The 11,388-nt window shown below is 52.1% G+C and carries 8 protein-coding genes; 3 read left to right on the forward strand and 5 right to left on the reverse strand.

Features of this window, described 5'->3' with window-relative positions; translation table 11 throughout:
- Window positions 1–408: 408 nt before the first annotated feature.
- Window positions 409–1,992 carry a TerC family protein gene (locus tag HV261_RS17245; RefSeq protein ID WP_202038962.1) on the forward strand — a complete coding sequence of 528 codons (1,584 nt, stop codon included), beginning with the start codon at window positions 409–411 and terminating at the stop codon, window positions 1,990–1,992.
- A gap of 43 nt (window positions 1,993–2,035) precedes the next feature.
- On the opposite strand, the gene asmA is transcribed toward HV261_RS17245, so the two are convergent.
- From asmA to udk, 3 genes are all read right to left on the reverse strand, one after another.
- Window positions 2,036–3,889 carry an outer membrane assembly protein AsmA gene (asmA, locus tag HV261_RS17250; protein WP_202038963.1) on the reverse strand — a complete coding sequence of 618 codons (1,854 nt, stop codon included), beginning with the start codon at window positions 3,887–3,889 and terminating at the stop codon, window positions 2,036–2,038.
- A 26-nt stretch (window positions 3,890–3,915) separates the two neighbouring features.
- Window positions 3,916–4,497 carry a dCTP deaminase gene (gene dcd / locus HV261_RS17255; protein WP_003036774.1) on the reverse strand — a complete coding sequence of 194 codons (582 nt, stop codon included), beginning with the start codon at window positions 4,495–4,497 and terminating at the stop codon, window positions 3,916–3,918.
- A 91-nt stretch (window positions 4,498–4,588) separates the two neighbouring features.
- Window positions 4,589–5,230, reverse strand: a complete 642-nt coding sequence (gene udk / locus HV261_RS17260; RefSeq protein ID WP_005128328.1) for a uridine kinase — start codon at window positions 5,228–5,230, stop codon at window positions 4,589–4,591.
- A gap of 315 nt (window positions 5,231–5,545) precedes the next feature.
- Here udk and HV261_RS17265 point away from each other — a divergent pair, with 315 nt between their 5' ends.
- A complete protein-coding gene (locus tag HV261_RS17265; protein WP_202039717.1) occupies window positions 5,546–8,875 on the forward strand; it encodes a diguanylate cyclase in 3,330 nt (1,109 codons plus the stop codon).
- Here HV261_RS17265 and alkA read toward each other — a convergent pair.
- Window positions 8,843–9,712 (reverse strand): DNA-3-methyladenine glycosylase 2, encoded by an 870-nt coding sequence (gene alkA, locus HV261_RS17270; protein WP_202038964.1) that lies wholly within the window; start codon window positions 9,710–9,712, stop codon window positions 8,843–8,845. The two genes, HV261_RS17265 and alkA, sit on opposite strands and share 33 nt — an antisense overlap.
- 136 nt (window positions 9,713–9,848) lie before the next feature.
- Here alkA and yegD point away from each other — a divergent pair, with 136 nt between their 5' ends.
- Window positions 9,849–11,201, forward strand: coding sequence for a molecular chaperone (yegD, locus tag HV261_RS17275; protein ID WP_202038965.1), 1,353 nt, complete (start codon window positions 9,849–9,851; stop codon window positions 11,199–11,201).
- A gap of 99 nt (window positions 11,202–11,300) precedes the next feature.
- Here yegD and HV261_RS17280 read toward each other — a convergent pair whose 3' ends face one another.
- On the reverse strand, window positions 11,301–11,360 hold the full coding sequence (locus HV261_RS17280) for a type I toxin-antitoxin system Ibs family toxin (RefSeq protein WP_137378378.1): 60 nt from the start codon (window positions 11,358–11,360) through the stop codon (window positions 11,301–11,303).
- Window positions 11,361–11,388 lie beyond the last annotated feature (28 nt).

Raw genomic sequence — 11,388 nt, forward strand, 5'->3', positions numbered from 1 at the left:
TTTCATCATATTCATAGCACCTGCCCATCAGAAATAGCATGGTGCGATACTGGCAACATATTTCTCTTTTGATTATTACGGGAAGAATTGTTGCAGCTAACCGAATAGCAGGCAAGATAACAAGTCCTGAAACGTAGTCTTTTAAGATTAATATTAAGCGTGAGATTTTTATATTTTTAGGATTTTATTGATGTTGACAATGTTAATATATAAATATCCAATCTGCGATATTTCCTAAATATAACTGGATGAATAAAGCCATTTCTTGCAGTTACCTTCAGGCTATTTTCTCGCCCCTGTCCTGATATAAAGGGCAGAGAAATCCCTTCTCGCCATTGCATTTTTCGTCGGTTTTACCCATGATCGAATTGTGACAATTGTCATATAACTATGGGTATAGCATTTACTATGGAATGGATTGCCGATCCGTCAATCTGGGCCGGACTCGTCACGCTAATCGTGATAGAACTCGTTCTTGGCATTGATAATCTTGTTTTTATTGCCATCCTCGCGGAGAAACTCCCGCCATCCCAGCGAGATAAGGCGCGTATTACCGGGCTACTATTGGCAATGGTTATGCGCCTGCTGCTGCTGGCGTCAATATCATGGCTGGTGACGCTGACCACGCCTCTGTTCAGCATTCGGGACCTCAGCTTCAGTGCCCGTGACCTGATCATGCTATTTGGCGGCTTCTTCCTGCTGTTCAAAGCGACGATGGAGCTTAACGAAAGGCTGGAAGGGAAAGACAGCGACAATCCCACCCAACGTCGGGGTGCGAAATTTTGGGGCGTGGTCGCGCAAATAGTGGTACTGGATGCCATTTTCTCACTGGACTCGGTGATCACCGCTGTTGGTATGGTTGATCATCTGGCGGTCATGATGGCGGCGGTAATTATTGCCATCAGCCTGATGATGTTGGCCAGTAAATCGTTGACCCGCTTTGTAAACAGCCACCCAACTATTGTTATTCTGTGCCTGAGCTTCCTGCTGATGATTGGTTTCAGCCTGGTCGCGGAAGGCTTCGGTTTTCGCATACCGAAAGGCTATCTGTACGCGGCTATCGGCTTCTCGGTCATGATAGAAGCCCTGAACCAGTTGGCTATTTTTAACCGTCGTCGTTTCCTGTCGGCTAACCACACGTTACGCCAGCGTACCGCCGAGGCAGTGATGCGCCTGATAAGCGGTCAAAAAGAAGATGCCGAGCTGGATGCCGAAACTGCCGCCATGTTGGCGGATCATCATGAAGGTCAGATTTTTGCACCACAAGAACGGCGGATGATTGAGCGCGTACTGAACCTTAATCAGCGAACCGTCAGCAGCATCATGACGTCACGCCATGATATCGAGCACATTGATCTCAATGCGCCGGAAGCAGAAATTCGCACACTACTGGAGAAAAACCAGCATACGCGTCTGGTCGTAACCGGAGAAGATGAGCAGGAAGAACTGCTCGGTGTGGTGCATGTGATTGACCTTCTGCAACAGTCGCTGCGTGGCGAACCGCTCGATTTGCGCGTCTTACTTCGCCAGCCATTGGTATTCCCGGAAACCCTACCGCTTCTTCCGGCGCTGGAACAGTTCCGTAATGCCCGTACGCACTTCGCTTTTGTGGCCGATGAGTTTGGTTCGGTGGAAGGAATTGTGACGCTGAGCGACGTGATGGAAACCATCGCGGGTAACTTGCCAAATGAAGTCGAAGAGATCGACGCTCGTCATGATATTCAGAAAAATGCCGATGGGTCGTGGACGGCGAACGGTCATATGCCGCTGGAAGACCTGGTGCAGTATGTCCCGATCCCATTAGATGAGAAACGTGAGTATCACACCATCGCCGGGCTGTTAATGGAGTATCTGCAGCGCATCCCGAAAACCGGAGAAGAAGTACAGGTTGGTGACTATTTGCTGAAAACCTTGCAAGTAGAAAACCATCGGGTGCAGAAAGTCCAGTTGATACCACTGCGCAGTGAAGAAGAGATGGATTACGAGGTATAAGCGATATGCCGGATGGCGCTAAAGCGACATCCGGCAATAGAGATCAGAGTTTATCCAGCAGCTTTTTAACGTCTTTGCCGTTGCGAGAGTCTTTGTTGCGATCGGCCCAGTCGTTCAATCGGCGTTTTGCTTCATCCTGCATATGCTTACGCAAGAGTTGGTCCACCTGCAGGTTATAGTTCAACGACTGCCACTTACCATAGACCCTGAGCGGAACCGGGGTCGCTTTGAGGAAATCGATTAATTTGCTTTCCCCATGCCATCCGCCCAGCACGCGTACGTTAAACTGAGTATCACAATTTTGCTCAACCAGATCTAACGTGCCCTTACCCGAAAGCGCCAACATGGCAGACTGCCCTTCCATGTTATCCAGCGTAACCTTACCGTTATCCAGCGTCAGATCGGTCACAAAGCGATCCAGCCGCGTCGCATTATCCAAATTCTGTTGTGAGCTTGCATTGCCGCCGCTACGTTCAACCGCCTGTTGCACCAGTTGCTGGAAGTTCATGCCTTCCATACGCGTGCCGCTCATCTCAACATTGGCCTGTCCCTGCCAGCTGTGACGAAATGCCTGCGCATCGATGTCAGAGCCCGAAAAATCGCCAGTCAGTGACAGCTTGCCAGTAAGGGCTATCGGATAGTCAAAGGCTTTCAGGATAGTGCCGATTTCTACGCCTTCCAGCCGTGGGTGAAAGACTGCCCGAGGAGAGCCTTTTCTGGCATCCAGCGAGCCAGGAAGCGAGATCAATCCACCGTCATTTTTTCCCTGCAACTCATTGATATTCAACAAGCCAGCCTGGTTGACGATTTTTGCAGAAACATTATCAAATGCCATTTTCCGCCAGAGAACTTTATCCGCCTGTAGTGCAATATTGGCGGAAAATCCTTGCAGTCCCTGATAAGAGACGGCATCAACCTGCGAGGCAATGACCGGTCGCGCCAGCGTCGACTGGCTCTGACTCTGCTGTGCCCCGGTATCTGTCGCCGCCAGCGCGTCATGCTGTACGATCAGATTATCCAGATTGAGCTGGCCGAATTTCAGATCGACGTCCCATGCGGGTTTCTCCGCCAGCGTCACCTGCGCTTGCCCGGCGAGTGAACTGTCATTGGCAGTTAAGTTAATCTGCGTAAAGTTGAGCTGTTTTTTCTCTTCCTGCCACCGGGCCTGAAGCTGACCCTGGCCGCGGATCCCCTGCGGCGGCAAGTCAGCGCCCTGTAACTGCCAGCTCAGCTGTTCAATGTTAGCGACTAAATCATGCGGATAGTCAGACGCATCGACAGCGCCGCTGATTGACAACGTCAGGTCGCGCTGGTCGCGGTTAACGCGGCCGGTGAAATCGAACGTTCCGCGATGCTGGGCATCCTGTTCCATATTCAGGTGAATATCACGAACCGTTATCTGTTCATCGTCTTCATGCTGGAATACCAGAACGCTGTCAGCCACGCGCAGGCGAGCGATATCGAACGACCATCCACGATCTTCTGCCAAATCCGGCAGTGTATTATCTTTTGGCGCAACAGGGGCATCGACTCCGCGCACAGCCTCGGTTTCAGGTATGAGTTGAATCACCGCGCCTTTGAGCATGACTTGCTTTACGCTGAGTTGGTGACTCAACAACGGCCACAAGGCGACGTCCAGACGCATATTGTCGGCACGAACCAGAGGTTCGCTGGCGCCTTCGGCCGTTAGCACCATACGCCCGGAGAGGATGCTCAACTGGGGCCATACGTGCCAGCGCAGAGGACCATCCAACTGCAGTTGATATCCGCTACGCGCAGCAACTTGCTTCACCATGTATGCGCGAAAATCGTTCGGATTCACCAACAATACTAACGCAGAGAAACCGGCCACCAGCACGACCAGAAGAATCATCAGCGTCGTCAGAAATCGTCTCATGCTATCCCCAATGGACTGAAAAACACTCAGTCTTTATCGATCCGGCTGGCTACCGCGCCCTGCTGATCGCGATACTTCGCATCCTGGCGACGGTTGTAAGGTCGCGCTGCCGGGCCGGAAAGCGGTTCGAAGCTCAGCGCACCAATCGGCATACCGGGGCGCAGCGCCAACGGTAATTTTCCTGAGTTGTAAAATTCCAGGACGATGCAGCCCGACCAACCCGGATCAATACGGTGTGCCGTAACGTGTACCATCAGGCCCAGACGTGCCAGCGAAGAACGACCGTCTAACCAGCCAACAAGGTCGGAAGGTAGCGTAACGGACTCGAAAGTTACCGCCAGCGCTAATTCACCCGGATGCAGGAAAAACGCTTCACCATCTTTGAGGACAATTTCATCACTCATTACGCGGTCAAGCGCAGCGCTGACCTCATCCTTCGGCCCGCTCAAATCAATATACGCCGCCGTATGACCGCGGAACGTACGAAATTTGTTACCAAGACGCACATCTACCGTTGCGCCATTGATACGCTCGACAGGAGGACGTGGATTGATCGACAAACGACCTTCATCCAACCAGGCTTCAATATCTCGGTCACATAAACGCATGGCACTTTCTCCTTTCGTGCTTCAACCCCTTAATGCCAGGCGCGTTAAGGGTGAACCAGGTTATCACTGAACGGTACACAATTCGCTGAACTTATTCAAAGAACTGACTGATTTTCGCCTTCAGAATATCGATAGCAATGCGGTTTTTACCCCCGCGAGGCACGATGATATCGGCGTATTGTTTTGAAGGCTCAATAAATTGCAGGAACATCGGACGTACGGTTTTTTGGTATTGCGCCATCACCGAATCCATTGAACGACCACGTTCATTCACATCCCGCTTGATACGGCGCATCAGGCAAATATCCAACGGCGTATCAACAAAAATGGAGAAGTTCATTTCATCACGCAAACGCGCATCCGTCAGCAACAAAATGCCTTCCAGGATAATGACTTTCTTGGGTTCAATATGAATAGTTTCTTGTGTGCGCGTGTGTTCAACATAGCTATAAACGGGCAATTCAATGGCGGAACCACGCTTAAGTGTTTGCAGATGCTGAAACAGCAAACTGTGATCCATCGCGTTCGGATGGTCGTAGTTCGTTTTTACGCGTTCTTCCATCGACAGATGGCTTTGATCTTTGTAATAGCTGTCTTCGGGAATAACGCCAATATGTTCGTCACCGACTTGTTCACGCAATTCGCGATAAAGGGTACTGGCAATAAGACTCTTGCCGGAAGCCGATGCGCCGGCAATGCCGATAATGACGCACTGATGGGACTGATCAGTCATAAATTTAGCGACCTGATTAACCTGGATGTAAGGAAGGGCGGCGTCGAAACGCCAAACACGGCAATTATAGGGATTTCAGCAGCGCGATGCCAGCCCAGGCTGCACCAATGCTTTCCCTGTCGCAAATTAAAACGGTTAATTTTAAAGCAGGCTCAATTTTTATTCACCCGCCTTAGGAATTAATGGCTTGAGCGTGTTAATTTATGAGCAACTGGCGTATAAATTGTAAATTATTTGTACTAGCATAAACGAAGATTAAACGTGATGCGGCCGGTAACTCTGCTGGCCGACATCGGCTATTTGGGTAAAGTGGTAATGAGTAAACAATTCCAACATGTTTTAGTTACCCTACCCCATCCTCTGCTGCGCCTGGCCAGTTTAGGTCTGGTGGCATTTATCTTTACGCTATTCTCGCTGGAGCTGTCGCGTTTCGGTACCCAACTGGCACCGCTTTGGTTTCCAACCTCAATCATGATGGTGGCGTTTTACCGCCATGCAGGAAAAATGTGGCCCGGGATAGCGCTGGCTTGCGCATTCGGCAGCATCGGCGCGTCTTTGCTGTTTTTTCCTGGCGGTTCGCTTAACTACACTTATACGACCATCAATATTATTGAAGCGGTCGCCGGCGCGATGTTATTGCGCAAACTGCTCCCCTGGTATAACCCCTTACAGAATCTGAATGACTGGGCGCGTTTGGCGTTAGGTAGCGCCGTCATCCCCCCGCTGTTAGGCGGTGTGCTGATGTGGCTACTGCTCCCGGAAGGAACCTCGTTAAATACGTTTCTCATTTGGGTGCTTTCCGAATCCATCGGCGCGCTGGCGCTGGTGCCATTGGGTCTGTTATTCAAGCCTCATTATCTGCTGCGCCACCGCGATCCACGTTTACTGCTTGAGACCCTCATCACGCTGCTCGTCACCTTAACGTTCAGTTGGCTCTCCATGATGTACGTGCCGTGGCCATTTACCTGCGTCATTGTGTTGCTGATGTGGAGCGCCGTCCGTTTGCCACGTATGGAAGCATTTTTAATTTTCCTCAGCACCGTCATGATGGTCTCTCTGATGCTGGCTGCCAACCCATCGCTGCTCTACACGCCAAAAGCGAATGTGATGACCAGTATTCCGTGGCTGCCGTTTTTGATGATTCTGTTGCCAGCCAACATGATGACTATGGTGATGTACGCATTTCGGGCCGAGCGAAAACACATCTCTGAAAGCGAATCGCGTTTTCGTAATGCAATGGAATATTCCGCGATTGGCATGGCGCTGGTCGGTACCGAAGGGCAGTGGTTACAGGCAAACAAGGCGTTGTGTCAGTTTCTTGGCTACAGTCAGGATGAACTGAGAGCGCTGACCTTCCAGCAGCTCACCTGGCCGGAAGATCTGAATAACGACCTCGAACAACTCGGCATGTTGGCCCGTGGTGAAATCGATAGCTACTCCATGGAAAAGCGCTACTACACGCGCGCGGGCGACGTCGTCTGGGCATTGCTGGCCGTTTCGCTGGTACGCCACAGCGACAACACCCCGCTCTACTTTATTGCGCAGGTTGAAGACATAAACGACCTGAAGCACACCGAGTGGATAAATAAGCGACTGATGGAACGCATTACTCTCGCCAACGAAGCGGGCGGTATTGGTATCTGGGAGTGGGAACTGCAACCCGACGTGATCAGTTGGGATAAGCGCATGTTCGATCTCTATGAAGTCCCGCCGCATATCAAACCCAGTTGGCAAGTCTGGTACGAGTGCGTCGTACCGGAAGATCGCGAGCATGCTGAAAATGTGATTCGCGACTCTCTGGCCGCACGAATTCCCTTTAAGCTCGAATTTCGTATTGCGGTAAGTGACGGCGTGCGACACATTCGCTCGTTGGCTAACCGGGTGCTGAATAAAGACGGAGAAGTTGAACGCTTACTCGGCATCAATTTGGATATGACCGAGGTGAAGCAGCTCAACGAAGCCCTGTACCAGGAAAAAGAGCGCCTGCACATCACGCTGGACTCAATCGGCGAAGCGGTGATTTGTATTGATGTCGACATGAACGTGACCTTTATGAACCCGGTTGCCGAGAAGATGAGCGGCTGGCAGCAGGATGACGCGATAGGTATTCCATTACTGACAGTGCTGCGTATTACCTTTGGCGATAATGGCCCATTGATGGAAAACATCTACAGTGCCGATATGTCGCGTACTGCCATAGAGCAGGAGGTGGTTTTGCATTGCCGTAACGGCAACAGTTACGACATTCAGTACAGCATTACGCCACTCAGTACCCTTGACGGCGGCAGCATTGGCTCCGTACTGGTCATTCAGGACGTCACCGAGTCGCGTAAGATGTTACGCCAGCTGAGCTACAGCGCGTCGCATGATGACCTCACCCATCTTGCTAACCGGGTCAGCTTCGAGAACCATCTGAAACAATTGCTACAAGCCGTACACGATACGCATCAACGCCATGTTCTGGTCTTTATCGATCTGGATAGGTTTAAAGCCGTGAACGATAGCGCGGGCCATGCCGCTGGCGATGCCCTGCTGCGCGAACTGGCTTCTCTGATGCTCAGCATGCTGCGTACCAGCGATGTACTGGCACGTCTCGGGGGCGATGAATTCGGCCTGTTGCTGCCTGATTGCAACATCGAAAGCGCTCGCTTTATCTCAGGCCGTATTATCAGCGCCATCAACGAGTATCAGTTCAGGTGGGAAGGCCGTCTGCACCGCATAGGCGCCAGTGCGGGTATTACGCTGATCGATGAGAAAAATCATGTCGCAACTGAGGTCATGTCTCAGGCAGATATCGCCTGCTATGCCGCCAAAAACAGTGGGCGTGGCCGGGTCTGCGTGTATGAACCTCAGCAAAGTCAGACGCACACCTCACGGGAACTGCTGTCGTTTGATGAACAGAAACACATTATTGCACACAACCCGATGCTCATGATCGCCCGGGGTGTGGCCTCTCCACGCATTCCTGAGACATTCAGCTTCTGGCTCCTCTCACTGCGCCTGGGAACAGAGGACGGTGATGTTATCGAAGAGCATATCTTCCGTACCGGGCTCGTTGACCCTGTGCTTAATCATGCGCTTGACCGCCGGGTTTTTAACGAATTTTTCCAGCATGCAGCGACGGCGATTGCCAGTAAGGGGCTCAGTATTGCCCTTCCCCTTTCTGCCGCCGGACTGTTGAGTACCGAACTTGTGGATGAACTGCTGGCGCAGTTGCAACGTAGTTCGCTACCACCACGCTTATTACACCTGACCATTCCAGCCGGAGTGATGAAATCGCATCCAGCTCAGAGCCTATCGGCCATTCAGCGGCTTCGTCACGCGGGTTGTCGGATTATTTTAAGCCAGGTTGGACGCGACTTAGAGATCGTTGAAAATCTGAAGTTTCACACCGTCGATTACCTGTTACTCGACAGTGAGATCAGCGCCAGTGTTCACGGCAACCTGATGGATGAAATGTGGGTTTCTATTATCCAGGGCCATGCACAGCGACTGGATATCAAAACGATCGCCGGCCCCGTGCAAATGCCGCTTATTATGGACGCACTTTCTGGTATCGGTATTGATATGATCTACGGCGACATCATTGCTGATGCTCAGCCGTTGGATCTGCTACTCAATACCAGCAACTTCGCTATCAACTGACGGCTGCCACCCTTCGGTATACCAGATATGCAATAACGCATAGGAGCGCCACGGCTTCCAGCGCTCGGCATAACGCCGGATCTGAGCTGGTGTCATGCCCGGAAAACGTTGTTTGATCAAATAATCGTCAGGAAGAAAAACATCTTTCGCCTGCCAACCGCGTAGCGCGAAATAATTGGCAGTCCAGCGTCCTATACCGGGAAACGTTTGTAAGTGCTTTACGCCTTGCTCAATATCAGCTGGTGCAACCAATGCAAGCCTTCCGGTAAGCGTTGCGCGTGCCAGATGAATGAGCGCTTCGGCGCGTTTGAGCGGCATCCCTAAGGCTTTCAGATGCAAAGGCTCAGCAGCAGCCAGCGCTTGTGGTGTGGGAAAACACACATACTCAGGCGCCTCATCAAGCCTGTCACCGTAGGCGTGTACAACTTTCGCGGTCAGTTTTGCCGCCATGGCAACGCTCACTAACTGGCCTAATATCGCCCTCACACCTTGCTCAAAAGCATCGACAGAGCCCGGCAGCCGCAGGCCAGGACGCGCTGCGCCCAGGCTGCCGAGAGCGTTAACAATATGCTGCGGACAGCAGCCAAGATCGAACAACCGCTCAATTTTGGCCAGGCAGTCTGGCGCAACGGGCTGTAACCCCGGACTTAGCCTGACCTGAAGCTGGTGTGTCTTCAGGTCAGGCACTACACTCACCAGCCCGCGATACTCACCGATTGCCAGGCTCCTGGCGTAATACAGCTCCCCGACGGTTTCGACGCCTTCCACCGCACGGGCCGCAAGAAACCCTAGCATCCAGGACCAGTCATAGGGCGGCTGCCAGCTCAGTGTTAACATTCAGGTGTCCTTTTTAGTTAAACCTACAGCATAAACGGTATTCAATCGATACGCCTTGCTTTCATATTCCAGTTGTCGGGGCGGCAACATTTCGCTAAAGTCACGCCCCTTCTTCACTGGCATGGGGATTTCTACGGTGTTTATTGGTTTTGACTACGGTACGGCAAACTGTTCAGTAGCCGTAATGCGTGACGGGCAGCCACACTTGCTCAAAATGGAAAATAACAGCACGCTACTGCCCTCAATGCTTTGTGCGCCTACGCGTGAAGCGGTGAGCGAATGGTTGTATCGCCATCATGATGTCCCCACGACGGATGCCGAAACACAGGCGCTTCTGAGTCGTGCGATGCGTTATAACCGCGATGAAGACATCGATGTTAGCGCCAATAGCGTGCAGTTTGGTTTGGCGTCACTGGCGCAATACATTGACGACCCGGAAGAGGTTTACTTTGTTAAATCGCCAAAATCATTCCTGGGTGCCAGCGGCCTGAAGCCGCAGCAGGTTGCGCTATTTGAGGATTTGGTCTGCGCGATGATGCTGCATATTCGCAATCAGGCGCAAAAGCAGCTACCTGAAGCCATCACCCAGGCCGTTATTGGTCGCCCGATCAACTTCCAGGGGTTAGGTGGCGATGATGCCAACGCCCAGGCGCAGGGTATTCTTGCGCGTGCGGCAAAGCGTGCTGGTTTTCAGGATGTGGTTTTTCAGTACGAGCCGGTAGCCGCGGGTCTGGATTTTGAAGCAACCTTGCAGGAAGAAAAACGCGTACTGGTGGTGGACATCGGCGGTGGTACCACTGACTGTTCGCTACTGCTAATGGGACCGCAATGGCATCAACGCGCCGATCGCGAAAACAGCCTGCTGGGACACAGCGGTTGCCGCGTGGGCGGTAACGATCTGGATATTGCGTTGGCCTTTAAGCATCTGATGCCACTGCTGGGTATGGGCGGCGAAACGGAAAAAGGCATCGCATTGCCGATTTTACCCTGGTGGAACGCCGTCGCGATCAACGATGTTCCGGCACAAAGTGATTTCTACAGCGCTGCCAACGGACGTTTACTCAACGATCTGATCCGCGATGCACGTGAAGCAGATAAAGTGGCGCTGCTGCTTAAAGTCTGGCGTGAACGCCTGAGTTATCGCCTGGTTCGCAGCGCAGAAGAGAGCAAAATTGCGCTTTCTGACCAGACAAACGTTACCGCGGCACTGCCGTTTATCAGCGATGCGCTGGCCACTGCTATCAGCCAGCAAGGACTGGAAGCGGCGTTAAACCAACCGCTGGCACGTATTCTTGAGCAGGTTCAGTTAGCGCTGGATAACGCGCAGGAAAAACCGGATGTCATTTATCTGACCGGCGGTAGCGCCCGTTCACCGCTGATCAAAAAAGCCCTTGCTGAACAGCTTCCGGGGATCCCTATCGCCGGTGGCGATGACTTCGGCTCTGTCACCGCCGGGCTGGCTCGCTGGGCGGAAGTGGTTTTCCGCTAAGCTGCTCGCAGGCTGAAAAGCGTGCGTATTGACATCATCGTTACTGTGGATTACTTTCAGGAGTGAGGGTTAGGGAGGTTTTACCCTCCCCCTGGTGTCTTAGTAAGCCGAGAAGCTAATGACTAAGAGTATCACCAGTATGATGACCTGCTTCATCATAACCCTTTCCTTTTTTTGGCCCCTTCCT

Source organism: Citrobacter sp. RHBSTW-00671 (assembly GCF_014103415.1).
Classification (GTDB): Bacteria; Pseudomonadota; Gammaproteobacteria; order Enterobacterales; family Enterobacteriaceae; genus Citrobacter.

What these genes read in the sequence shown, in the direction of transcription:
- HV261_RS17245 (WP_202038962.1), top strand. Translation starts at nt 409, where the DNA reads ATGGAATGGATTGCCGATCCGTCAATCTGGGCCGGACTCGTCACGCTA.
- asmA (WP_202038963.1), bottom strand. Translation starts at nt 3,889, where the DNA reads ATGAGACGATTTCTGACGACGCTGATGATTCTTCTGGTCGTGCTGGTG.
- dcd (WP_003036774.1), bottom strand. Translation starts at nt 4,497, where the DNA reads ATGCGTTTATGTGACCGAGATATTGAAGCCTGGTTGGATGAAGGTCGT.
- udk (WP_005128328.1), bottom strand. Translation starts at nt 5,230, where the DNA reads ATGACTGATCAGTCCCATCAGTGCGTCATTATCGGCATTGCCGGCGCA.
- HV261_RS17265 (WP_202039717.1), top strand. Translation starts at nt 5,546, where the DNA reads ATGAGTAAACAATTCCAACATGTTTTAGTTACCCTACCCCATCCTCTG.
- alkA (WP_202038964.1), bottom strand. Translation starts at nt 9,712, where the DNA reads ATGTTAACACTGAGCTGGCAGCCGCCCTATGACTGGTCCTGGATGCTA.